Below are 24,205 nucleotides of genomic sequence, written 5' to 3'. Positions count from 1 at the left end.
GGTAAACTTACCTTCCAGCATTGAAAAAGGCTTTTAGAGGCAGGGACGGGGCCGAGCAACCCGATTATCGAGAACGTTAGCTTAGTTGGGCGTAGCACGGAAATTCGTTGCGACGAGCGAGACATGTCGCTCAAGCGGTGGGCGAATTTCAAAAGCCTTTGGCTCTCGATCAAAGTTCCAAAGCCTCAACAAACACCAAGCATCCCGATTTTCATTCGCCACATCGTATTCGTTTCTACTTATATAGAATGGTGTTCTTTCCCAGCCCCGCGTTGTCTTCACTTCAATGAGTTTTTCTCTACCGTCATTTTCAAAGCTAGCGATATCGTAGCCGGCACCATCGCCAAAGTCTTCTGATGTCCATTTTACCTTCTCAGCAAGATCAGATCGCCCGGCTGCAGAGAGGGTTGCACGCTCATGGTTCAAGACACGAAGTTCACCAGCGCGTCCCAAAGCACGGTTTCGCTCGTCTCTTTCCGCAACGTTGAATCGCTTTGCTATTTCCATCAGCTTATCGAGATCGGCCGGAGGAGGACTATTACTCTGCGTCGGAGGAGGGCCAACCCAAAGTGGGCTGCCCTCTTCCCTCAGTTCGGATTTGAAGTGATCAACAAACGTTCCGGGTGGTCGATTCATCCACTCAGGGCTCTTTTCCATCCAACTCATCACTGCATCGACGAGCGACATCTGGAAGCTGGCGGCTGGAACATAGCCTTGCAGCCAGACCTCTCCAAGGCCTTGAAGTACCGCACTGACATTGCGATGTTTAAATTCAATCGATGCTCTTGAGCGATCAATGCGCTTCGTGAGTCTACGATTATATTCAGCTTTAGAGTATTCACGTTTTGCCGCATCAAGTTGAAGCATTTCAAAATAATCTGCTACTAGCAGGCTATTCTCTTGATCAGTCCAGTCATTGCCTCTAGCCATCTTTGGACAATTACCTTTATCAATCAAATTCCGCCAGTCTATATCACTACAAGATCGTCACGATGAACCATCGCGCTGCGGGGCGGCTGGTTGAGGATCGCTTCGATGTCGGCATTGCGATGGCCCGCGATCAATTTCGCATCGTCGCTATCATAGCCGGCAAGGCCGCGGGCGATCTGAGCTCCACTCTCGCAAAGGTGAATCGAGACGGGATCGCCGCGTCGGAATGTGCCTTCGACATGGCGGATACCCGCCGGAAGCAGGCTCTTGCCTGAACGCAGCGCCTTTTCAGCGCCTTCATCGATGTAAAGTTGACCTGCGCAGTCGATCGATCCGGCAATCCATCCTTTTCGGGCTGTGGCCGTGCCCGTCGTTTCGAACAGGGTGTGGCGGGCACCCCCTGCGATTGCAGAGATTGGCGAACGCGTCTTGCCTGAGGCGATGATCATGGCGCAGCCGGCGCCGGTTGCAATCTTGCCCGCCTCGATTTTCGTGCGCATGCCGCCGCGTGAAAGCTCCGAGCCCGCATCGCCGGCCATCGCTTCGATCTGCGGTGTGATCCGAGGCACTGTCGCGATGAATTCTGCGGCCGGGTCATTGGCGGGCGGCGCGGTGTAAAGACCGTCAATATCCGAGAGCAGGACCAGCAAATCCGCTCCGACCATAGTGGCGACGCGTGCCGCCAGGCGGTCGTTGTCGCCGTAGCGGATTTCCTCGGTTGCGACCGTATCGTTCTCGTTGATCACCGGCACCGCGCCGTGTTTGAGCAAGGTGCCAATGGTGGCGCGGGCATTCAGATAACGGCGTCGCGCTTCCGTGTCGGAGAGGGTGATGAGGATCTGGCCAGCTCGGATATCGTGCGTGGCGAGCGCGTTCGACCAGGCCGAAGAGAGCGCGATCTGGCCCATGGCGGCGGCGGCCTGGTTTTCTTCCAGCTTCAGAGAGCCATTCGGCAGGCCGAGAAGGGTGCGACCGAGCGCGATGGCCCCGGACGACACGACGAGAACCTCTGCGCCCTTTTGCCTCAGATCTGCAATGTCGGCACAGAGTGCCGCGAGCCAGTCGGCCCGTAGGCCGGTCTGCCGGTCGACCAGCAGAGCGGAGCCAACCTTGATGGCGATCCGCCGCCATTGCGAAAAATCGGTGTTACGCTCAACCATGCGGTTCAGTCTCCCGCCGCGTCGTTTCCGATTTGCGCCGGTTTCTCCCAGCGATCGTCCTTGCGTTGCGGGTTTTCGACATCGCGCTGGCCGGCAATCTCATCCATCAAAGCGCGCTGGACCGTATCGAGATTGTAATTGGTGGCTGACGAAAGATGAATCGGCTTTCGCCCCGCCGCATCGGTCAGCGCTTTCGCCTTCTCGACCAAGGTCTCGTCATCGACCGTGTCGGTCTGGCTGAGGGCCAGGATTTCCGGCTTGTCGGCAAGGCCATGCTCATAGGCTTCAATCTCACCGCGGACGGTTTGGTAGGCGGCTGCGACATCCTCTTCCTGCGCGGAGACGAGATGCAGCAGGACGCGGGTGCGCTCCACATGGCCGAGAAAGCGGTCACCGATGCCGACGCCTTCATGGGCGCCCTCGATCAGACCGGGAATATCGGCGATGACGAATTCGCGATTGTCGATCCGCGCGACGCCGAGATTGGGTGTCAGCGTGGTGAAGGGATAGTCGGCGATCTTGGGCTTGGCGCGCGTCACGGTCGCAAGGAAGGTGCTTTTGCCGGCATTGGGCAGGCCGACAAGACCGGCATCGGCGATCAGCTTGAGGCGCAGCCAGATCGTCCGTTCCTCAGCCTCCTGGCCGGGATTGGCGTGGCGCGGAGCCTGATTGGTCGAACTCTTGAAATGGGCGTTGCCGAAACCGCCATTGCCGCCGCGCGCGAGACGAACGCACTGGCCTGGCTCCGTCAGATCGGCGATGAGGGTTTCATTGTCCTCGTCGAAAATCTGCGTTCCGACTGGCACTTTCAGCACCACATCCTTGCCGTGGCGGCCGGTGCGGTTGCGGCCCATGCCATGCATGCCGATTTCCGCCTTGAAATGCTGCTGGTAGCGATAGTCGATCAACGTGTTGAGGTTTTCGACGGCTTCCGCCCAGACATCGCCGCCCTTGCCGCCGTCACCGCCGTCAGGGCCACCAAATTCGATATATTTTTCGCGGCGGAATGAGACCGCTCCGGCGCCACCGGGACCGGATTTGATGAAGATTCGGGCCTGATCGAGGAATTTCATGGCAATGCAGTTTCTGCGCGGGTCCGGCGCGTTGGAGAAAGCGGCTTCCTAGCGGAAAAGCATGAGTGTGGCGAGTGCCGGTTCAGCGTTTGTCCGGATAGAAGGTTACTTTCGAACGCGCGAGCGGCAGGAAGAATTTAGAGATAGTGACATCGTTGGCTACGGTGCCGTCCGACCGGGCCGTCATGCGGTGGGTGAAAGAAAGGACCATATCGCCGCCGCCCGGCGCGTAACCGTCATAAGTGAGCATTGCGCCCTCGGGCAGAAGCTGACCGTTTACAGAGGCAGTGTCAGAAAGTTCGCCGTCCTCACCCTCCGTTTGGACGGTTCCGGAAATGGTTATGCCATCCCGGCGGAGATCCCAGATCTGGTCGAATTCGCCATCTGGGAACGTAAAGGTTTCGACAAGTCGCAGCTTTCCGTTGTCGAGCTTCCCACTGAATCGGGCGGTAAAGGGCATCGACTTGCCGATCAACGGGTTCACCGTGCCCTCCGAACGAGCCTTGCCGTCGAAAAATGAAAACAGATCGAACGGCGCTGCATAAGCTGGAACCTCCATGGTCAGTCCAAGGGCGAGGATCATGGCGGCCAGCCGGTATTGGGCGCCGTTTTGAACAAGCGAGCCAAAGCCCCGTTCAACAAATGTCACAAATCGGCCAGTACGGTTTGACCGTTGTTGATCGCCAATCGAATGGCTCATGTGAACCTATTCCTATACGTTTCCATCTTCCGCAACAGGAGGATAGCGCATTGCTTGAGAAAGAAGATCTGGAATTTCGGGACGATGTGATGAGTCGTCTCACTGCGCCCGTCGCAGCACCGAAAGACGACGCGGTCGAACGCGTTCTGAAGGCCATCGACCCATATTTCGAACCGATGCTGATGGGAACTGCGCCCCGTGCCAGCCATGCGCCGGTTGGGGCGATGGTCAACGGGCTCCACAAAATCGAAGATCATCTAGGAAAGATGGATATCGAGCCGCTGGAAGGCGTCAATCGCACCCATACCGCGATCGCAGCCTATCTGCTCATGCAGGCTGTGCAGACACTCGACGATTACGAGATCGCTGACGAATTCGCCGAACTCATGGACCTGAACGCCAATCCCGAGGGCATCGTCTCTCATGCCGGCGAGATGGTCGATCTTTCTGCCGCCATCGATCACGATGCGCTGGCTCGGCATATCGGTCAACAGGCGGAGCGCGACGATGCGTTTCTAGACGGTCTGCGTCGTATGCGAAACCTCATCGACCGCAATAGCGAGCGCATCCGAGAATTTTCACTGAGGGGCGACGGAAAGGAGGGAAGCTGGTCGATCTGGCTGATCGTCACGTGTTCGCTTTCAAACGTGGTCTGCGCTGTCGTGGCCGGCGTCGTTCTCGTCATTATCGCGGGCGTCATCATCTATCGGATCGCCCGCCGTCGTCGCCGTCGCCGCTGACCGGCCGATAGAAAAACAAAAAGCCCGGCCGCCGAAACGAGCAGCCGGGCTTTGCAATGAAAAGCGTATTCTTATTCGGCCGCCTGCTGGAGCGCGTCGACCGAAACGTAGACCTTGCCGCCCGCGCGGGTGCGGAACGAGACATTACCCTCGACCAGCGCGAAGATCGTGTGATCCTTGCCGATGCCGACATTGTCGCCCGGATGCCACTTCGTGCCGCGCTGACGGATGATGATATTGCCCGGAATGACTTTTTCGCCACCGAACTTCTTGACGCCGAGACGGCGACCGGCGGAGTCGCGACCGTTGCGTGACGAGCCGCCTGCTTTCTTATGTGCCATCGTTATTCTCCTATGCGCTGGCGCATCCAGCGCGCATATCGTGATCCAATATGGAGGCGCGAACGCCTCCGGTCAAAGCGCCGATCAGCCGGCGAGTTCCTTGGCCTGCTCGCGCCAGTCTTGCAGCTGCGCAGCCGAAAACGGCATATCGGCGTCCAACTCGTCGATCCGCTTGTCGGTCAGCGCGGCGAGCTGAGCGTAAGTGGTGATGCCGGCATCGTTGAGTTGCTCTGCCGCCTTTGGGCCAATGCCCTTGATCTTCTTCAGATCGTCTGCACCGTCCGACTTTGCTGTCTTCTTGGCTTCAGCCGGCTTGGCGGCCGCTTCGCTCTTCGCAGGCGCAGCAGCGGCTTCCGTCTTGGCCGGAGCCTCGGCCTTTTTCGGAGCGGCCTTCTTGGCCGGCTTCTTGGCGCCATCATTGTCGGCGGCGATCTCGGTGATGCGAACGGTCGACAGAAGCTGGCGATGGCCGCGCTTGCGGCGCGAATTCTGGCGGCGGCGCTTCTTGAAGCTGATGACCTTCTTGCCGCGATGCTGGTCGACGATCTCGCCGGATACCGTCAGGCCGTCTAGCAGCGGCGCGCCGATCTTGATATCGTCACCGTCGCCAATCATGAGGACGCTTTCGAAGGTAACGGAATCGCCAACTTCGCCAGCCAGGCGTTCAATGGTGATCTGGTCGTCGGCGGCAACGCGATATTGCTTTCCGCCGGTCTTGATGACTGCGAACATTTATTTCATTCCTTGCTCGTCCGGGTCTGATCGCGTGACCTCAGGCCATGCGCCGCCCGTCTTTTTGTCAGTTTTGGCCACTTTCAGCGGCATTTCATCCCGTCGCTTCGACGGCGAACGGAAAAACCCGCCGGAGTTCGACACTCCCGCAGGCTGGCGTTGCACTAGTGAATTGTCGGCGGAAGGTCAAGCATTAGTGGGGCGTGTTACGGGGAATTTGTATCATTTGGGCTTGTGAAGCCGACGCGGCGTGATTATGCAGTGCGCGTTCGATCGCCGGTTCGGCCGGATCGTCACGCGGAGAGGTGGCAGAGTGGTCGAATGCACCGCACTCGAAATGCGGCATACCTTCACGGGTATCGGGGGTTCGAATCCCCCCCTCTCCGCCATTTAACAGTTGGCAAAGTCAGCACGTAGAGCGCGGTCGCTGAAGATCGGTCAGAGCGGTTGCGTCAGCCTCTTCCGGCAGGCCGGGCCGGGGCCGCGCATATAGTGACGTTCAGGGTGATAGATCGCGGAATACTGAGCGAAACTGCTTCGCAGAAGTGCGGTGAAACGAAGAAGGCCTGTTCTGAGCGCGGACATCATAAAATGACCTGATGGTGACGGTTCGTTTCAATAAATCGGCAAATTCTAAATAACGGGTGTACCGCTCAGGAGACCGCATCGTCCTGCGGCACATTGTCGCGCAGTTCCTGCAACCAGACATCTGCAACCGCATCGGATGGTGCGCGCCAGTCGCCGCGCGGGCTGAGGGCGCCGCCGGACGACACTTTCGGCCCGTTCGGAATGGCCGAACGCTTGAACTGGCTGAACTGGAAGAACCGCAGCAGAAATTTCTCCAGCCAGTGGCGGATTGTGGCCAGGTCATAGGCGTTTTTGCGGCTCTCGGGAAAGGCATCGGGCCAGATGCCCCGCTCCGCGTCGCGCCAAGCATGCCATGCAAGAAACGCGACCTTGGAGGGACGCTGGCCGAACCGCATGATGTGGTGCAGGAAGAAGTCGTTCAGCTCGTAAGGGCCGATAATCTCTTCCGTGCTTTGGATCGCCCCATCAGTGCCGGCCGGCACCAGTTCAGGCGAAATCTCGGTGGCGAGGATCGCTTCCAAAACGGTATCCGTTGACGGATCGAACTGGTCGGTGCGCGTCGCCCAGCGGATCAGATACTGGATCAGCGTCTTGGGTACGCCGGCATTGACGGCGTAATGGCTCATCTGATCGCCGACGCCATAGGTGCACCAGCCGAGCGCCAGTTCGGACAGGTCGCCGGTACCGATCACGAAGCCGCCATGCTGCCCGGCGAGCCGGAAAAGATAATCCGTGCGCAAGCCCGCCTGCACATTCTCGAAGGTGACGTCATAGACCGGCTCGCCATCGGCGAAGGGGTGGCCGATATCCTCCAGCATTTTGGTCGCCATCGGGCGGATGTCGATTTCCCCGGCCGCAATGCCGAGCGCTTCCATCAGTTTCCATGCATTGGACTTCGTATGATCGCTCGTGCCGAAGCCTGGCATGGTATAGCCGCGAATGGCACTGCGCGGCAGGCCGAGGCGGTCGCAGGCCTTCGCCGCGACGATTGCCGCATGGGTGGAGTCGAGGCCCCCGGAAATGCCGATAATGAGCGATTCTGCTTTCGTGGCTTCAATGCGGCGCATCAGCGCATCGACCTGAATGTTGAAGGCTTCGAAGCAATCTTCATCCAGCTTGTGCTGACGGTTCGGCACGAAGGGGAAGCGGCGGATCGGGCGGATCAAACCGAGATCGCCCGTCGCCGTCTCGTGATGGAAGCCGATGGTCCTGAAGCGGTCCTCGGGCCGTCCCGCGGCTTCTGCGGCATCGTTGAAGGTCTGCAGACGTATCCGGTCTCCGATAATCCGTTCGCAGTCGATATCGGCGATGCAAAGATCCGGCTCCCGCGTAAAGCGTTCCGATTCAGCCAGGAGATCGCCAAGCTCATAGATCATGCCCTGGCCGTCCCAGGCGACGTCTGTCGTGCTCTCCCCATGCCCGGCAGCGGAATAGATATAGGCCGAGGCGGTGCGCGCCGATTGCGAACGCGCCAGCATATGGCGTTCGTCGGACTTGCCGATGGTAATATTGGATGCGGAGAGGTTGGCGATAATGGTCGCGCCGGCCAATGCGCCTTCGCAGGACGGCGGAATGGCGGCCCAATAATCCTCGCAGATTTCAACGAACAATCTGAAGCCGGGAAGGTTTTGAGCCGCGAAGATCAGATCGACGCCAAACGGGGCTCGATAGCCGGCGACATCGATTGCGATTCCGCGGATATTGCGGCCATGCGCGAACCAGCGCTTTTCGTAGAATTCGCGATAGTTCGGCAAATAGCTTTTCGGCACGACGCCGAGCAGGCGGCCGTTAGCGATGACAAGCGCGCAATTGTAGAGACGGCTATTGTGCCGAAGCGGCGCGCCGATGAGAAGAACGGGTGTCAGCCCGGCGCTGGCCTCCACAATGTCGGCCACGGCTGCCTCCACCGCATCGAGCAGCGCGGTCTGCATGTGAAGATCGTCCAGCGCGTAGGAAGACAGGCATAATTCAGGATAGACGAGGAGATCGAGCGAAGCCTCATGGGCGCGCCGCGCTTCGGTCAGGATGGCGTCGCGGTTGAATGCGATATCCGCCGTGCGGACATGCGGCGTGCTGGCGCCGACCCGGACGAAGCCGTGGCGGTGCAGGGAATGAAAATTCTCGCTCGGAGCGCTGGCCATGCGCGGTTCTCCATTGTCTGGCCATGCTCAATAAAGCCGGCCCTTCGACCTGTCCAACCCCTTATGTTTCAATATTCGAGAACCGTTTCTGGACAGGAGCAGGGTTCATCTAGGAATTAGTTCGTCGTTAAGCATGTTGAGCTAGCATCGGCAAACTTTGCACGAGGTCTTTGCCCATGGTCAGCCGTTTTTTCAAATCACGCCCCGCTGAAAATGCAGATCGGCAAGACGATCTGTCGCTTTCGGCCTTGCAGCGAATGGCCGTGCCAACCTTCGTTCTGAATGCCGATGGCCGGGTAGCGCTATGGAATCCTGCCTGTGAAGCTCTGACCGGCATTAAGGCAGAGGACGTGATGGGCACGGACGATCACTGGAAGGGGTTCTACAAGGAGAAACGCCCATGCCTTGCCGATCTCGCTTTCGGCAAGAATCCGGAACTCGTCGCCAATCTGTATGCCACCCAGTCGCGAGAGATGAGCGGACCGGATCTGCGTGCCGAAAACTGGTGCGACCTGCCATCAGGCGGCCGGCGATATCTCCTGATCGATGCCTGTCCGATCATGGACGATAAGGGCGAGGTCGTGGCTGTCGTCGAGACCCTGCGGGACGAAACCCGGCAGGAAGAGAAACGTCTCGAACAGGAGGAGGCGCAGCAGACCCAGACGGCGATTGTCGATGACATCGGTAAAGCGCTGCGGCGTCTTGCGGGGGGCGATCTCGCCGCTGAGCTCACGACGCCGTTTCCTTCCCAATACGAGCCGCTACGCGAAAATCTGAACTATGCGGTCTCGCATTTGCGCGAAACGATAAGCTCGGTCATCTCCAATACGGTGCAGATCGATCATAGCTGTACGGACCTGCTTTCAGCCTCGGCCAGCCTTTCGGAGCGGACAGGCCAGCAGGCGGCCAATCTACAGCAGACCGTCGCCTCGCTCGCGCAGATCAGCGAAGGATTGCAGGCGACGTCCGAGGGGGCGGCCAAGGCCAATCACGCTATCGACGAGACGATGGAGCAGGCTCGTAACTCCGCAGAGATCGTGCAGGACACGATCGCGGCGATGAAGGCAATCGATGATTTCTCGTCTCAGATCAATCAGGTCGTCGCGGTGATCGAAGAACTTGCCTTCCAGACCAATCTTCTGGCGCTGAACGCCGGTGTCGAAGCGGCAAGAGCGGGCGAGGCCGGTCGTGGTTTCGCCGTGGTGGCGCAGGAAGTTCGCGAACTGGCGCAGCGCTCGGCCAAGGAATCAAGCGGGATCAAGGCACTTCTCGAAACGTCGAAATCGCAGGTGCGCAAGGGCGTCGAACTTGTCGACAGGACCGGTGAGTCCCTGCAAGCTATTGTCGAAAAGGCCGGTGTTGTCGATCAGATCGTCACTGAACTGGCCGGCGCCACCGAGGAGCATTCGCGCACGGTCAACGATATTCAGATCTCGGCGAAAAGTCTGGATCAGCTGACAACGCAAAACGCCCAGATGGCTGAAGAAGGCACGGAAGCCAATCAAAAGCTGGTCGATCAGGCGCGCCGGCTTGCGGAGATGCTGCGCGGATTCCAGGTAACGAATGGCGACCGGACCGCCTCCGGCGGTATCGCGCGGGCAGCCTAAACCAAGGCAAGCCGATCATCTGCTTACGCTCGCGTCAGAGGAAGCCGTGTTCGACCTTGTCGTAAACCTGCTCTGAAAACGCGACGAGGCTGGCGCCGATAAAGCCGGAAAAGAGAACCAGCGAGAACAGCGCCACGAGAATTTTCGGAACGAAGGTGAGCGTGACTTCCTGAATCTGCGTCAGGGCCTGAAACAGCGCGATTGCGAGGCCGGCGAACATGGCCGGTACAACGGCGGGAGCCGAGAGGCTGATCACCGTCCAGAGAGCCAGTTGCGACAGATCGAGCGCGTCTGTGGCGTTCATCAGGAGATCACCGTTCCGTTGGACATGGCAACCTCAGTGCCGTTCTCCAGAATCGCGACCGGCCCGGACGATTCGATGCGGACCTGCGATACGACGCCGCTTACGCCCTGGCTATCGGTGATGGTTCGGCCGATCAGCGATCCGGCTTCGGACAGCGACGACATGGCCAGAATCTGATCCAGTTTGGCGTTGATCTGCACGCCCTGCTCGACATTGGAGAAATTGGCGAGCTGGGCGACATAATCCATCGAGTCGGCCGGATTGGTCGGGTCCTGGTTCTTCATCTGCGTGACAAGAAGCTGCAAAAACATGTCGTAGTCGACCGTATTCTGCGCTGCGGCACTCGCCGTCGAACTCGTTGCAGTTGCGCTTTGGGTGGCGGAAACAGCGACCATGGTCAACCCACCGCGCGCTGGAGCGGCGCCGTGTTCTTTTCGAAGTCGGCCTTAATCCGCGAGATGGGATCGAGAATCGCCGATTCGATCGGAAAGAGCTGGCGGATACCGCGCATCGCTTCGAAATACCGCTTTTCATGGACCTGCTGATCGATGACCTTGAGATCGGACACCACCTTGTCGTTCTCGAAAGCGGACAGGAGCGACGGCAGGAGCTGGCGATAGACCGTCATCGACGCTTCGATGTCATTGGGCGTCATCAACATGAGCTGAACCACGAAATAAAGCTGCTTCAGAGGTGTGGTCGCGTCCTCCGCTTGCAGAATGTGGTTTTCCAGCAGGAAGTCGACATCGTTCAGAATTTCCATCGATGTCTTGCGGTCGAAACGGATGATCGCGCCGTTGATGTAGATCTTCTCGTTCGCCTTCAGCGAAATCTTGAATCCATTCATTTCAGACCATCCCGAATTATGCCCGTGATCTCGATCACGCCCGTAAAATTGTCGCTTCTGCCCTGACGGATAGCGTCCAGCGTTTTCAGCACCCAGATGCCAATTGAAATGAGGTTGGCGCGCAATTGCTCCGGCAATACGTTCTCGTTATCGGCAAGGTCCTCCATCAGCGTCATCCAAAGGCGACTGCTGAAATGGATCGCGCGGATGGCCTCGATGGAATTCGCGCCTTTTTCCTTTGCCTGTTCCAGCAGGTCGATGGATTGCGTCATCAGCTCCCGCTCACGACCTCTGGCGTCGCTGAGGGATTCTTCCTGCTGGTCGATGTAGTTCGCCATATACATTGGCTTAATTTCCCTCTTTCGTGGACGGCCCATTGCTCAGATGTATCTGAGCAGCGACAGGCTCTGCACCCGCCCCGTCAACGTGTAAGACGTCTCCAATTGCTGGATCAGATTGTTCAGTCTGGTCGCCGCCTCATAAGGATCGACGGCTACCATATCATCGGCGAATTCCTGCATGAGCGACGATTGCTGCGACAGTCGGTCTTGTGCATTCTGCAGGCGCTCTTCCATGCGGCCGACCTGACCCTGCAGGAGTGTGGTCTCCGCGGTCGCATTGGCGGCTGTCTCATGAACGAAGCTGCGGATGGCGTCCCCGACGCCCTCATCGACGTTCAGATCGAGGAAGGTGGCTCCAAGCCCGGCTGCGGCAAAGGCGAGGCGGAAAGCATTTTCGTTGGTGCCGACGCTTGTTTCCGCAATCTCGGTCGGCAGAATGCGTGACTTGATACCTTCATCCGTTGCACGGGACAGACCGCTCCACCCCGCCCCCGTAAAGAGCGACAGGGCATCGTTCTGCAGGAAATCCTTCATGTCGGCTGCGCTGACCGTGGAGACTGAAGGGTCTGCCGTTCCGAAGCCAAATCGCGCCGCAAAGGCGGCCTCGACGTCTGCGGCGAGTTGGCTGGTCTCGTAGTCGGATATCGGCGTTACATCGGTGTTGATGCCGGCAAAGACATGAATGCCCTGCTGAGATGTGTTGGCCAGCGAGGTAAGCTGTGTCAGGTAGCTCTTCATACCGTTCGAGCTGACAGCGCCGATCCCCTCGATATGGGCCGCGGCCGACAGAGCCTGCGTCGTGCTGGCGAAACTGTCCAGCGCCGCCTGGGAAGCGCTGAGCCTTCCGACAGTCAGGGAGTTGGCGGTCGATATGCTGTCCAGCCGCTCAGACTGCCTCATGAGATAGCGATAGCGATGAACGGTCGCGCCGAGTTTCTCGGCGGTATCCGCCGCCTGGCCCGTCACCGATTCCACCTGCGCCTTTTCGATCTTCGCTTGCGTGTTGAGCAGCGTGGTTCGAAGCGAGTTAGCCAGCGAGTATGTCGAAGCCCCTGTGACTCTCATCGCTTACCCCGTCGCCTGGAAGAGCTGGGCGAGCATCTCGTCGACCACCGAGATTATGCGCGAAGACGCTTCGTAAGAGTTCTGCAGATCGACCAGCAGAGCGATTTCTTCGTCGAGATTCACGTTGACCGTGTTGGAGAATCGTTCGGTGAGGCTCGTTGTCAGAGCGCTGGCCCGTTCCGCCGTGTCTGCCGCCGCCACGCGTGCTGTTTCCATATTCGCTTCGGTGGCGAGCGTGAAATCCATGAGACTCTTTGTCGGTCCGCCGGCAGCGGAGGCATCGAAAGCAAACGGCGTGTCGAATGCCGACACAATGGCTTCGAGACGGGTCGAATAGGAAGAGTAGCCGTTCGTGTTGACCATATAGCTTGCGCCGTTGGCCCCGCCGTCACGAAGCGCTGCCGCCGAGCCGCCCTGGCTGGAAACAAAGGCCGCATTGACGGAAAGCGAGAGCGCCATGCCGGGCACATGCGACGTAATCGCCGAAATGTCCGGTCCGCCATTCCATGTGAAGAGCCCCGCCATGTCTGGCAAAGTGGCCGATGCGTCGCTCTCGCCGAACGTCACGATCAGGCTGCGCGCCATCTCGTCCAGTTCACGCAAGGCTGTCGGAATGGTTTGCTGACTCATATTGAGAAGTGCTGACAGGCGGCCATTGGCCGCGGCGCTTTCGTCATCGGCCGGTACGCGCATCGCGATGCCATCGATATAGACCGCGTTTCTCGACGCGTCGGTCGGATCGATTACGGCGGTGACATCGCGTGGCACCTTGTCGAACAGGGTAACGCCATTGCTCGTAAGGAGCATCATGTCGCCATTCTCGCGGTCGATCTGCGAGACCGGGACGATGGCGGACATTTCGTTCAGAATACGGCTTCGTTCGTCCAGAGCATCGGACAAATCCTGACCGATCGTCTGGCCGCTGACGACCGCCTTGTTGACCCTTGCGAAGTCCGACAGCAATTGCTGAAGCTCGCCGGCCTCGTCCTTGATCTCCGAGCCGACGACATGAGCGAAACCGTAAAGCGACTGCGCGTTGCTTCTGATCGTCGTGGTGAGCTGTTCCGCCTTGCCGACGACCGCCTCGCCCAAAGCGGTATCCGCCGGAGAGGCGGCATAGAGTTCCATGGCCGACTGCAGTTCTTTCACCAGACCGGAGGTCGTGCCTTCGGCATTGCCGAGAAGGCGCGATAGCTGCTCCATCTTTTCGGCGTTCAGTTCCGCGCCCGAGGAACTGGTCATCGACTCACGGCGCATCAGTTCCATCTGCGGCGCGGCGGCGCGCTGGGTCGCGTAGGCGTTGTTGGAATTGGCGACGTTGTTGACCGCTATACGACGCACATAGTTCGGATCGTCCGCATGCGTGATGTTCGATGCAACAGTACTCACGCGCCGTGAAACATCGAAGATCGAAGCATGTGCGTTCATCAATGCGGCGGTGAGTGACATTCTACGCTCCGGTCAGCACCGGGAGGCCCGTCATGGGCTCCTTACGATGTTAGCGTTTCAGGTTGACGACAACGTCCATGATTTCCGACCCCGTCTGGAAGACCTTGGAATTGGCGGTGTAGCTGCGTTGCGCCTGGATCATCTCTGTGAGTTCTTCGGCGATATCGACATTGGACTGTTCCAGGGACGACGATATGATCGTCCCGAACCCGCTCGAGCCGGGGAAACCGACCTGGATATCGCCGGAGTTGGCGCTCTGGGTGAACATGGTCCCCGTGACCGGGGTCAGATTGGTCGGGCTTGGCACATCGGCCAGCGCGACCATGAAAAGATCTTTGTAGGAGCCGTCCTCATAGGCGACGCGCACGATGCCTTCATCGCTTATTTCCGTGCCGATGGCGCTGGAAGGCGGATTGCCGTTGACCTCGGCTTCAGTGACGGTGAACTGTCCGCCGAGCTTCATCTCGCTCAAGTCGATCTGAAGGCTGGCGCCATTCGGCACCGGTACGGTGAGGCTTGTCGGCGAGGCGCCCGTCAGAGCGCCTGTCGCCGTGTCGAACTGAAGGTTCGTGGTGCCGAGAGCCGGGTTGCCATATGGGAACGCTTCAAGCGATGAATTGGCGTCGGCCTGATTGTAGACGCTCACTTCCCACGTGTCGGTAGCGGTGCGCGTCACGTAAACGTCGAGCCGGACTTCATTGCCGAGGCTCTCATACGCTACCATCGATGTCTTGCCGGTGAAGGTCGCTCCGACAACGTTGTCTGACGGAAGCGTATTGGCTGTGACCGCAGCGCTCTCGATATCCGCTTGGGAATCCAGCGTCGCCTGGAAGGTGCCGAAGGTCGAAGCTGCAGGCGGCAGCGGCTCCTTGCTGACCTGTATGTCGACCAGGCCGGCGAGACCGTTGGGTACGGGCGCGACGCCCGACGCCATGCTGTAGCCCTGCAGGCGATAGCCGTTCGGGTTGACGAGATAGCCGTCCGCATCCTGTGTGAATGCCCCTGCGCGGGTCATGAAACCGTTATTGGCGCCGTCGCTGACCAGAAAAAAGCCGTGGCCAAGAATGGCAAGATCAGTCGAGGACGATGTCGTCTTCGGCACGCCCTGAGCTTCGACTTCGATCGTCCCAGTGGTGATGACACCGCCAGACGTGTTGCCGGCGCCGGTCACGAGCGTGGCGAAGTTGATGCCCTGCCTTTTATAGCCGGGCGTGTCGGAATTGGCGATGTTGTCAGCGACACTGGACAGGCGGCTCGACTGAGCGTTCATGCCAGAAATACTGGTCTGCATCGTGCCGAAAATGCTCATCGTCAATCCCCTCGGATAGCCACGCTGAAAGAGTAGGAAGCCAAGCTTGCGCGAGGCTGCCTAAGGCGGAAGCAACGGCGTTAGGCTTCCAGCGTCTCGCGATCGAAATCGGCTTCCGACGCGGATTCAATCAGCACGGGCTCTTCGATCTCTTCCGGCTCATTTTCCTGTTGAAGAGCGAGCCGGTAGCCAAGATAGCGCTTGCTATCGATTGGATCGTAGCCGAGTTTGACACGCAGTTTCTTGCGCAGCTTGGAGATATGACTCTCGACGACTGTTTCTTCGACGCCCTCTTCAAGAATGCCGTAGGTGGCAGTGAAGATCTGGGCGCGACTGACACGTCGTCCATTGACCGACGCCAAGTATTCCAGAATGCGTTGCTCGCGTCGCGGCAACTTTAGTGGAACGCCATCGATTTCCGGATCGCGTCCATCAAGATGAATGCGCAGACCCGGCTGTATATTGTTGTTGTCAGCAACATAGCCCCGGTGCCGTACCGCATTGATCCGGGCTAAAATCTCGCGCACATGCACCGGCTTCTTGACGACATCGTCGAAGCCTCGGCTGAATAGCCGCAGCGTTGTTTCGAGATTGCCGTTATCGGCCAATGCAAGCCGTGGCGATTTGCCGATCTTCTTGGCCAATTCCGCATCTATGCAGTCGGAATTATTTTCGGCAACAAGAACTGCTTCCACACCGGAGAGTTCTTCATCTGTAGCGCCGCTTGCCCAGATGCTGAATTCTTCGGCTTTGAACCCCACACAACAAAAACCTTCGCGACGAAAGAGTCCCTTATACCCTTCCGTAACCATTTCTCTGTCATCTATGACGACAATCATCCTGTTTCCCCTCGAATCAAACAGTTAATGATTACCTCTTCATGGTTGACAGGTGCCCGAATCGGCGACAACTGCGAAATCTTATAATTGACTGATCTTGCCGAAAACGAATCACCCTAAGTCGTTGAATTCAGATTCACTTCAACTTTGCTACCTAACGGCAGAACGCCGCTGCCTGCGGCGTCATTTCACCAAATCCTGATCGAATCATTCGCCGAATCACCGAACAGACATACCGCTTCTGAGCCGAATCATTATTCGCCCCGGCGTGATATCTCGCCACCGCCATCGACCAGGTTCCGTGTCGGGCGCGAAGCCTTTTCAAAAAGCCGGCCGCATACGCGACGTTCTGGTGCGGATCGAACATCGCCGGCAGGCTGGAGAACTCCTTTTCGTGATAGTGCAGATTGATCTGCATGCAGCCGACGTCGATGAGCCGGACACCTCTCTGGCGTTCGCGCCGGACAGTGGCGAGAGCATCCCTCAAGCTGTTGGGCTGTACCGTTCGACCGGCGATGTTGAGTGCGAAGGGCTGCATCCCGGATGACGATCCGCTCTCGGTCAGCCCGACCGCGTAGAGGACGCCAAGCGGTACGCCGGACCTTGCGGACGCGGCGATCATCTCCTTTTCGCAAAGATTGGCCGGGGCTCTTGCCACGATCTTCTGCCGGTAAAGATCAGATGCGGAGACCGGCTGCGACAGCGTCAGGAGTGCCGCTGCCAGAATTGCCATCTTCTGAACCGGAACCCACGAAATCGGTGAACCCTTCCGAATGATGATTTTGTCGGTTTTCGTCGGTCTGCGCATTCGAGCGGCGTTCATCGAATTGGTCTCCCGCACCTTGCTGCGCCTGATTCATCGCCGAATCGACTTGCGTGAAGCTGGCGACCGGTCGCCGGTCGCGCGGGGCTTCGATGGAGAGGGCCTCGACGCTGAGATTGGCTTCGTCCAGCGCGGTCCGCAACGACGTCTTTTCGCGCATGAGAGTGTCCTGGGCATCGGTCGAACCGGTCTGGATCTGAACGCTGAGACGCCCGTTGGTGTCTTTCAGAACGATCTCCAATTGGCCGAGATGAGCGGGTTGAAGCTGTAGCTTCAGCACTTTTGTCCTGCCGCCATTGAACTCCTGCATTTGAGAGACTGTCAGGTGCTGATCGATGGCATGGCTCAGGCTGCTGGCCGCCTGATCCAAAGCAGTAGCGGTCACGACTGGTGGAACAACTCCAGTGCGTCCAAGCGCTGTGGCCGAAGCGGGTGCCGCGGATGCGGCATTCATGGCGAGATCGGTGTTTTCCGGACTGTCGGGCGGCCCGTCCTTTGCTTTGACGTTTCTGACCAGGCCTATGGTTTCACTGCGAGCCTTGGGCGTCGTCGATGAGTCGGCCTGTGACGATTGGCTCGAAATCGCGTTCGTATCCGTGGGACGGTACTGGACCGATTTCTGCGTCGCCATCTGCGCCTGATCGGATTTTGGGGCCTCGTCAGTGTTCGGCACTTTGTCCGTATTTTTCGTATGGCCGATTTTCAAACCGTCCGCTCGCGCAAGCGCGGCAACCTTCTGGCCGGTCAGAATCGCGGGCTCCGCAGGACCATTATAGTCCCCATTGCTACGCCCATATGCTGGACCGGACTTTTCGGTTCGAGCGCCGGGCGCCTCCAACTCAGCGTCCTTCTCTTTTCTCGTGTCAGCGACCAGCTCTGCCGATGTTGTGACCTGTTGGGGAATGGCGTCAGGGCTGCCAACGATCTGATCGGCGGCCATTTCCTTCTCGTTCTGCCGGTCGTGTGATTCAACCTCCGCCGAGAGACCTTCGGAGGCTGTTTCGATCTTGCTCCCCTCGCTTGACTGCTCGCCATCGTCGGACGATGCTAGCCTCTGGCGCAATCGGGCGCTCATAAGCAGCGAGCTATGATCGTTTCCCTCGCCTTCGCTCGCTTCGAGTGGCGGTTTGCCGGTGGTCCCCTCGTTCAGGAGACGGCCGAACGCGGCGTCGCCGGTTTGCTGATCCGGCGGGCGTCCGGCTCCGTGGGAGCCGGGCGCCCTTTTCGGCGCAACAGGACCGCTTAGGGCTGCGAAGGGCAGATCCGTCATCATTGTTCGCTCAATTGTTCGATGGCGTTCAGCGTCGCGCTCAGGCGGTTGCGCAACGAGACCAGTTCGGGATCCGCTTCCGGTTCAGAGGGCATAGAGGTGGAAACCGGTACCGCTTTCGCACCGGCGAGTTGATCCATACGCGCGCGATGATCCGGGTGGAGTTCGGCCTTGAGGACGGGTTCCGACATATGATCGGGCTTCATCAACGCAGTGAGTTCAGCGATAGGCGGGGCGACACCCTGAATATGCGCCAAAGCGCGGCGCATGCTTGCGAGGAGCATGCGGTCCCGCCGTGAAAGCGTGTCGGTCGTTATGGCTTCGTCGATTTTTTTCGCTTCTTCGACATTACGAGCAGCAAGATGCGCCATTGCCTCATAGAGCTGGTCGTCGGCGTTGCTTTCTCCTGATCGCCGCAGCCAGTCGATCGCCATCAAGGCCAGCTCATGATTGCCCTTGATCGCGGCGCCTCGCGCGATCTCGCGTGCAACCAGGATGGATTGCTGCGGATTTATTCGTTCCAGGATCGCCGCCAGGCCATTTGGCGGCACCCAGTCGTGCTCGGTCAGCGTCACCGACAGGCGTCGCGCGAATTCGCTTAGAAAGATCGATTTCGGGAAACGCAAGCCGTAGCTTTCGGCGACAGCGAAGAAGGCATCGCCGTCGTTCATCTCCGCATGAATATCGAGCAGACGGCGCAGAGCCACCTCTTCTACAAGCGTACCCGTGCCGAGGATGGCTGCGATCTCCAGCGAACGTCGCGCCACGTCGCCATCGACACGCGCATTGGCGGTTCCTGTAGAAAGGGCCAGCAGCGCGCCGAGCGGGAATGCATATTCCGCGGGGTTGTGGTCGAACAGGTTCTCAGCGGAATCGGGATTGCCCTTCAGATAGCCGATCACGGAATGGCTCAAGGCGTAGAGCGGATGCGTCGGCGGCACGCGTCCGAGCAGATCGACCGACACGCGCGCATCGCCTCCTGAAAGCGCGAAGATCAAAAGCGATTCGACGGGCGCGTCTTCGCGCTCGAAGAGCTGGCGGTCGCTCAGCAGATTGATTTGCAAGCGATGAAGCACCTTGCCTTGCAGTGCGAGCGCACTGGGATCGCCCGAGATGATAGCGTCCTGAAATTCAAACAAGCCGGTGATGAAGGCGTCGAATTGCATCTTGGCCGCTTTCGAAGGATCCTCCGGCGGTGCATTTATGCTTTCCGTCGCCTTCTTCTCAGTAATAACGGCCTTTGTATCCCTCTCCATCGATGGCGCGAGCGGCTGCAGCGCTTCATCGAGCTTTGGAGGCAGTGGCTGATCGGGAACGATCACCGCCGTCGTTTCGCTCGCAAGGTGAACAGGCGTATCGAATCGCGCTTCCTGAAACGGGATCAACCGGCCACTTTTTCGTGCGGTGCCAACGCTATGCATGGCAGGCGGGCTCAGCGCATCGTCGATTGAACTGTCCTGCACGGCCGATGCCGGGGCGGCCACGCAGAGGCCTGCCGCCAGAAAGGACAGTCCGGTCTTCTGAAGACGGCCGCGTGTCATGGCGTTTCCAGCAGAATTTCAATGCGGCGATTGCGTGGGTCCAGACCGTCGTCCGGCACCATGGGCTTGCGGTCGGCGAAGCCGGCAATCTGGGTGACGCGGCTATCGTCAAGACCGCCGCGAAGCAGCATGAAGTAGACGCTTCGGGCGCGATCGGTGGAAAGGCGCCAGTTGTCGTCGCCCTTTTTTCGCATCGGACGTGAATCGGTGTGCCCTTGTATCAGGATATTGCCCGGCCTGTTCTGCAGTTCGCGGCCCACGGCCTCAAGCGCGAGAACGACCGGGCCTGTCGGCACGGCCGAACCGACCTGAAACATCTGGTCGGGCAGGTTGTCTGTGAGCGAGATACGCAAGCCTTCAGGCACCGGCGTCACAGAGAGAGCTTCGGCGATCTTTCCGGACGGGTCGGCTTCCTGCGCAACAGCCTCACGAAGGACGGTTTCGAGACGTTCCGCAGGCGTTTCAACGGTCTCAGCTTCATCGCCAAGTCCATCGGAAGATGCGGCCTCAGACTGCTGGCCTTCTTTCTCCAGCTCCGTTTCTTCAGGGCTCCGTTGGGAAATGCTCGCCTCGTCGTCTTTGACCTGCTCGCTCTCTTCAGCGGCCTCGTCATCATTGGCTTCCGGCAGGCCAGCCTCGCCATCTTCGATGTTTTGATCGAATACACGCGCTTCCGGGTCGCCATCGGAGGCGACGACCCTGAGCGGCTGCCAGAAATTCGGCGCGAAGGGATCGGCAAATTCGGCCGTCTTCTCCACCCCTGGATCGGCAACCATTTCGCCCCGTGCTGTCAGCAATGCGCGTTCTTCGGCAGCGAGACTTTCGAGCAACTGCGTTGGATTGGCCAGGTATGAGGTATCGGTCGTCTCGTTCTTCGCCGGCTGACTATGATCGTATTGTTCGGACTGGGTCTTCTCTGAATTGGACTCTGTTTTGCCGGATGCTTCGCCATCTTCGCTCGGTTCAGTGCTTTCGCTCTTGCTCATGCCTTTGACGGTCCGCCGGTCGTCGACCAGCTTGACCGGATTGAAATAGCTGGCGACTGATTGTTTGGTTTCCTCATTGGCCGCGTTGATCAGCCATAGCACCAGAAACAATGCCATCATCGCCGTCATGAAGTCGGCGAAAGCGATCTTCCACGCGCCGCCATGATGGCTATCGTCATGCTCGCTCGCGCGTCTGACGATTATGATCTCGCCATTGCCGCCGCTCATAACGCCTCGCAGTAATCTTGCAGGCGCGGCAGGTTGATCGCGCGCGTTGCGTTATCGAGATGCAGTAGAAGAGCATCGTGACGACCGGCTTTGACTTCGATTGGAAGGCCGCGCTGCTCGATCATGTCGCGGACCTGGTCGAGAAGATTCTGCGGCACCTCGGCATGAAAGAGCGCATCCGAAGTCTCGTTGGCTAAAGTGGCGGCAATGTCTTCGCCGAACGCTTCGACGGCGCGATCAGCGGCAACGCGAGAAACGAGGGGTTCCAGAATAGCCGCAACGCTGTCGCCGATCTCCGAGAGCAGGCGGTCTCTCAAGTCCCCGAGGGAACGCTCCAATTCGTCGACAAGTGTTTGCGCCAGGACTGTGGGTTGAGTCGTATCGCCAACCGGTTCGCCTGACAAATCTGCGCCGGCGGGCAGAATGGGATTGTCGGTCGGGTCGATGTGACCGATTTCGGCATCTGCTGCGATTTCATCGCCAATGACTTCGGTCGCGTTCTCCGCAGCATGGCGAAGATTATCCAGATCGGCGGGCGCGCCGAGCGATGCGGCCTCGCCGCCAAGTGGATCGGAGGATAGGTCGGACAGGGCCTGTGCCGCATCCTGCAGACTTTCACCGGCAATAGGATGAGGTGAGGGGAGGTCTTCCTGCAACGCCGTTTCGAAAGCTGCGACTTCGCTGTCAGACTGCTCGGGGGCGGTCGCAAACGGATCGTCAGCCGCACCCTGAGCGAACGGGTCATCCGGCGGGAGCGCAGGATCAATGGCGTTAGCTTCACTCTCGAAGGGATCGGTCAGCGGGGGTAGGTCAGCCAGCGCGAGAGGATCCGCTTCGGCGGTCTGCTCGTCCAGCGCTGGAAGCTCCGGTAAGTCCGCGCCGGATTGTTCGGCAAACGGATCGGCATCTATTCCGGCCCCGCTCTCGCTTAACGGTTCGAGAGACGGCAGTTCGGCATCGAGCGATGGCAGCGCGTCGAGGTCGGGCAATGCCGGCGCGCCGAATGGATCGTCCGCACCGATGTCAGGCAAAGCCGACGGCAATTCAGCGATGGCCGGGTTACTTTCATCTCCAAACGGATCGGGGTCGCTGCCAAGTGCATCGTCACTTAAAGGTGGCAATTCGGCGAGACCGACATCCGCGGATTCGGCAAACGGATCGGCCTCCAAGGCGTCGATAGCAGTCTTATCGTCAGACGCGTCGTCCAGCGGAGCGGTAGAGGACGCCGGTTCGTTCGGCAGGGCCACGAGATTGTCATCGCTGCCGAGCGGTTCGAAATCAGCCGTAGCAGGCGCTTGACCGAACGGTTCGAAATCATCGGCGTCGGCAAGAGCGACCTTGGAAGAGGTTTGGGATCGGAAGCGTGTCATGCCGCTCTACTCTTTTCGTTCGCCTTCATATCGTCGCGAACCCAACGGCGAAGAAGCTGCAACGTGCGGTCCCTGTCGATTTCCAGCATGGCAAGGACGCGCGCGCGGGGATCGTCGCCGACTTCCGCCATACGCTGGCGGAGCTCAATCTCGGCCTGCATTTCGGGCGTGTCGGCCATCTGGAAGCCAGCGGCTGGCGAGAAGTCGTTATCGATGGCGAAATCGCTGCCGGAACTGGAAAAGTCGTTCGTGCTGGAGAATTCGCTCGGACCGTCGAGTTGCGCGAAGGCGTCGTCCTCGTCGTCATCGCTATTAAGATCGGGCAGGAGCGACATTTCCGCCGGTTCACTGGCCTTCAACGCGGCCTTGTCAGCTTTGGCGGACTTGTTGGGCAGCAATTCCAGCGAATTCAGAAGCGGCCGGACGCCGAGCAGCAGGACCATCACCGAGACGACAACGAAAACAAGCGCGCGGATGGCCGTGGAAAGATGAGGCGAGACGACTTCCATCCAGCCGCCGCCAAGCGGGGCGAGCGACTCGTCGGCGGGAAGGAATTCGATAGCCGTCACATCGATCCGGTCGCCGCGATCGTCTTCGATACCGGCGGCGGTCGATATCAATGTGCGGATCGTATCCAGGCGCTCGTCTATCGTGACATTTGCCGAAGCAGCGCCTTTTTCCAGAATTTCGCGGTTGAGGAGCACGGCGACATTCAGTCGGCGAATGCGATAGCCATTCGTCAGTGTGGCGATCCGCTTGGAACTGATTTCGAAATTGGTCGTCTCCTCGCGACGTTCTCGCTCTTCCGAGCTTTTCGCCCCCGTCTCGCTGGCCCCTTCGCCGCCGCCCTCGGTCGGGATATTCTGCTCGATACTGGTGGTGTTGCTGCTTTTCGCTTCGTTCGCGCGGTCCTCGGAGCGCGAGATTTGGACGCTGCGTTCCACCTTGCTTTCGGGGTCGAAGATCGTTTCCTCGATCTGCCGACGGTCGGTGTCGAGATCGGCCTGAACGGCGACCCGGTAGTTGAGCTCGCCGATATAGGGGCGAAGTGCATTTCCAATGGTTCTGGACAGATCCGTTTCGATCCGGTTTTTCAGATCGAAAGCTGCGCCGACTGTTTCGGTGCCGCCCGTATCACCGGAAGCAAGCAAACGGCCCGATGCGTCGAGCACGGTGACATCCGCTTCATTCAGAGAGGGAATCGCGGCGGCGACGAGTTTGCGAATGCCCTCTGCCTTGGCCGCCAGATTGGAGCCATTTGAGGCCAGGAGGACCGATGCGGTCGGGCGCCTGTTGCGGTCGCGAAAGCCGGTCTGGTCCGGCATGACGATATGAACGCGCGCTGCTTTTACCCCATCGATCGACTGGACCGACCGGGCGATCTCTCCTTCCAAAGCTCGCACGCGCGTCACTTCCTGCATGAAGGATGTGAGACCGAGGGAGCCGAGATTGTCGAAAAGTTCATAGCCGGAACTGTTGCTGCCGGGCAGGCCCTTTTCGGCCAGAATCATGCGGGCGCGGGCGGTCTGCCCTGCCTCCACCAGCACGGTGCTGCCGCTGGAATCCATATCGTAGGCGATACCGGCTTCCGACAGGACGATACCGATCCGGTTCACATCGTCGCGGTCCAGCCCGACATAGAGCGTCTCGTATGTCGGCTGGGACAGAAAGATCACGCCGCCCATGATGAGGGCTGTCGTCAGAACGGCGACGGTCGCGAAGGTCGCAAGCCGTGCCTTGCCTATGGCGGTGAGGCTTTCGAGGAGAGCCTGAAGGCGTTCTGGCACGGTTCGCACATCCTGTTCTGATCGAAAGGCAGAC

23 protein-coding genes and 1 tRNA gene are annotated in these 24,205 nt (G+C 59.1%); 3 read left to right on the top strand and 21 right to left on the bottom strand.

Features of this window, described 5'->3' with window-relative positions:
• Positions 1–81 precede the first annotated feature (81 nt).
• The 4 genes from NIM86_RS16150 to NIM86_RS16135 form a co-directional block, all read right to left on the bottom strand.
• The gene (locus NIM86_RS16150; protein ID WP_253383648.1) at positions 82–930 is read right to left on the bottom strand and encodes a DUF3883 domain-containing protein; all 849 of its coding nucleotides are present in this window, start codon (positions 928–930) and stop codon (positions 82–84) included.
• Positions 931–968: 38 nt separating this feature from the next.
• Positions 969–2,090 (bottom strand): glutamate 5-kinase, encoded by a 1,122-nt coding sequence (proB, locus tag NIM86_RS16145; protein ID WP_253383646.1) that lies wholly within the window; start codon positions 2,088–2,090, stop codon positions 969–971.
• A 5-nt stretch (positions 2,091–2,095) separates the two neighbouring features.
• The gene (gene obgE / locus NIM86_RS16140; protein WP_253383644.1) at positions 2,096–3,163 is read right to left on the bottom strand and encodes a GTPase ObgE; all 1,068 of its coding nucleotides are present in this window, start codon (positions 3,161–3,163) and stop codon (positions 2,096–2,098) included.
• An 82-nt stretch (positions 3,164–3,245) separates the two neighbouring features.
• On the bottom strand, positions 3,246–3,863 hold the full coding sequence (locus NIM86_RS16135; RefSeq protein ID WP_253383642.1) for a DUF3833 family protein: 618 nt from the start codon (positions 3,861–3,863) through the stop codon (positions 3,246–3,248).
• A gap of 50 nt (positions 3,864–3,913) precedes the next feature.
• Between NIM86_RS16135 and NIM86_RS16130 the strand changes: the two genes are divergently transcribed.
• Entirely contained in the window at positions 3,914–4,603 is a 690-nt protein-coding gene (locus NIM86_RS16130; RefSeq protein ID WP_253383640.1) for a hypothetical protein, read from the top strand.
• Positions 4,604–4,674: 71 nt separating this feature from the next.
• On the opposite strand, the gene rpmA is transcribed toward NIM86_RS16130, so the two are convergent.
• Positions 4,675–4,944 carry a 50S ribosomal protein L27 gene (gene rpmA, locus NIM86_RS16125; protein WP_253383638.1) on the bottom strand — a complete coding sequence of 90 codons (270 nt, stop codon included), beginning with the start codon at positions 4,942–4,944 and terminating at the stop codon, positions 4,675–4,677.
• A gap of 84 nt (positions 4,945–5,028) precedes the next feature.
• Entirely contained in the window at positions 5,029–5,676 is a 648-nt protein-coding gene (locus NIM86_RS16120) for a 50S ribosomal protein L21 (protein WP_253383636.1), read from the bottom strand.
• A 299-nt stretch (positions 5,677–5,975) separates the two neighbouring features.
• Between NIM86_RS16120 and NIM86_RS16115 the strand changes: the two genes are divergently transcribed.
• Positions 5,976–6,065: transfer RNA gene (locus NIM86_RS16115), tRNA-Ser, on the top strand.
• Positions 6,066–6,329: 264 nt separating this feature from the next.
• On the opposite strand, the gene NIM86_RS16110 is transcribed toward NIM86_RS16115, so the two are convergent.
• Positions 6,330–8,405: an NAD(+) synthase gene (locus NIM86_RS16110; RefSeq protein ID WP_253383634.1), complete on the bottom strand. Its 2,076-nt coding sequence runs from the start codon at positions 8,403–8,405 to the stop codon at positions 6,330–6,332.
• Positions 8,406–8,581: 176 nt separating this feature from the next.
• On the opposite strand from NIM86_RS16110, the gene NIM86_RS16105 reads away from it, so the two are divergent.
• Positions 8,582–10,012: a methyl-accepting chemotaxis protein gene (locus tag NIM86_RS16105; RefSeq protein WP_253383633.1), complete on the top strand. Its 1,431-nt coding sequence runs from the start codon at positions 8,582–8,584 to the stop codon at positions 10,010–10,012.
• A 34-nt stretch (positions 10,013–10,046) separates the two neighbouring features.
• Here NIM86_RS16105 and fliQ read toward each other — a convergent pair whose 3' ends face one another.
• The 14 genes from fliQ to fliF form a co-directional block, all read right to left on the bottom strand.
• Positions 10,047–10,316 carry a flagellar biosynthesis protein FliQ gene (gene fliQ / locus NIM86_RS16100; protein WP_253383632.1) on the bottom strand — a complete coding sequence of 90 codons (270 nt, stop codon included), beginning with the start codon at positions 10,314–10,316 and terminating at the stop codon, positions 10,047–10,049.
• Entirely contained in the window at positions 10,316–10,711 is a 396-nt protein-coding gene (gene flgD, locus NIM86_RS16095) for a flagellar hook assembly protein FlgD (protein WP_253383631.1), read from the bottom strand. The genes fliQ and flgD overlap by 1 nt, the downstream gene beginning before the upstream one ends.
• A 2-nt stretch (positions 10,712–10,713) precedes the next feature.
• Positions 10,714–11,163, bottom strand: coding sequence for a flagellar biosynthesis repressor FlbT (gene flbT / locus NIM86_RS16090; RefSeq protein ID WP_253383630.1), 450 nt, complete (start codon positions 11,161–11,163; stop codon positions 10,714–10,716).
• Positions 11,160–11,507, bottom strand: a complete 348-nt coding sequence (gene flaF, locus NIM86_RS16085; protein WP_253383629.1) for a flagellar biosynthesis regulator FlaF — start codon at positions 11,505–11,507, stop codon at positions 11,160–11,162. The genes flbT and flaF overlap by 4 nt, the downstream gene beginning before the upstream one ends.
• Positions 11,508–11,543: 36 nt before the next feature.
• Positions 11,544–12,569 (bottom strand): flagellar hook-associated family protein, encoded by a 1,026-nt coding sequence (locus NIM86_RS16080; protein ID WP_253383628.1) that lies wholly within the window; start codon positions 12,567–12,569, stop codon positions 11,544–11,546.
• A 3-nt stretch (positions 12,570–12,572) separates the two neighbouring features.
• Positions 12,573–14,018, bottom strand: a complete 1,446-nt coding sequence (locus NIM86_RS16075; protein WP_253383627.1) for a flagellar basal body rod C-terminal domain-containing protein — start codon at positions 14,016–14,018, stop codon at positions 12,573–12,575.
• Between the two features lie 49 nt (positions 14,019–14,067).
• Positions 14,068–15,327, bottom strand: a complete 1,260-nt coding sequence (locus NIM86_RS16070) for a flagellar hook protein FlgE (protein WP_253383625.1) — start codon at positions 15,325–15,327, stop codon at positions 14,068–14,070.
• 80 nt (positions 15,328–15,407) lie between these two features.
• The gene (locus NIM86_RS16065; RefSeq protein WP_253383623.1) at positions 15,408–16,166 is read right to left on the bottom strand and encodes a response regulator transcription factor; all 759 of its coding nucleotides are present in this window, start codon (positions 16,164–16,166) and stop codon (positions 15,408–15,410) included.
• 154 nt (positions 16,167–16,320) lie between these two features.
• On the bottom strand, positions 16,321–16,890 hold the full coding sequence (locus NIM86_RS16060) for a transglycosylase SLT domain-containing protein (protein WP_371872932.1): 570 nt from the start codon (positions 16,888–16,890) through the stop codon (positions 16,321–16,323).
• Complete coding sequence (locus tag NIM86_RS16055; RefSeq protein ID WP_253383621.1) at positions 16,844–18,262, bottom strand: flagellar hook-length control protein FliK; 1,419 nt, start codon at positions 18,260–18,262, stop codon at positions 16,844–16,846. Before NIM86_RS16055 ends, NIM86_RS16060 begins: the two co-directional genes overlap by 47 nt.
• Positions 18,259–19,800: a hypothetical protein gene (locus NIM86_RS16050; RefSeq protein WP_253383619.1), complete on the bottom strand. Its 1,542-nt coding sequence runs from the start codon at positions 19,798–19,800 to the stop codon at positions 18,259–18,261. Before NIM86_RS16050 ends, NIM86_RS16055 begins: the two co-directional genes overlap by 4 nt.
• On the bottom strand, positions 19,797–21,014 hold the full coding sequence (locus tag NIM86_RS16045; RefSeq protein WP_253383617.1) for a MotB family protein: 1,218 nt from the start codon (positions 21,012–21,014) through the stop codon (positions 19,797–19,799). The genes NIM86_RS16050 and NIM86_RS16045 overlap by 4 nt, the downstream gene beginning before the upstream one ends.
• A complete protein-coding gene (locus NIM86_RS16040; RefSeq protein ID WP_253383615.1) occupies positions 21,011–22,384 on the bottom strand; it encodes a hypothetical protein in 1,374 nt (457 codons plus the stop codon). The genes NIM86_RS16045 and NIM86_RS16040 overlap by 4 nt, the downstream gene beginning before the upstream one ends.
• Complete coding sequence (gene fliF / locus NIM86_RS16035) at positions 22,381–24,171, bottom strand: flagellar basal-body MS-ring/collar protein FliF (protein WP_253383613.1); 1,791 nt, start codon at positions 24,169–24,171, stop codon at positions 22,381–22,383. The genes NIM86_RS16040 and fliF overlap by 4 nt, the downstream gene beginning before the upstream one ends.
• Positions 24,172–24,205 lie beyond the last annotated feature (34 nt).

Source organism: Notoacmeibacter sp. MSK16QG-6 (assembly GCF_024158145.1).
Lineage (GTDB): Bacteria > Pseudomonadota > Alphaproteobacteria > Rhizobiales > Rhizobiaceae > Notoacmeibacter.
This window is presented reverse-complemented; position numbering and strand designations above follow the sequence as displayed.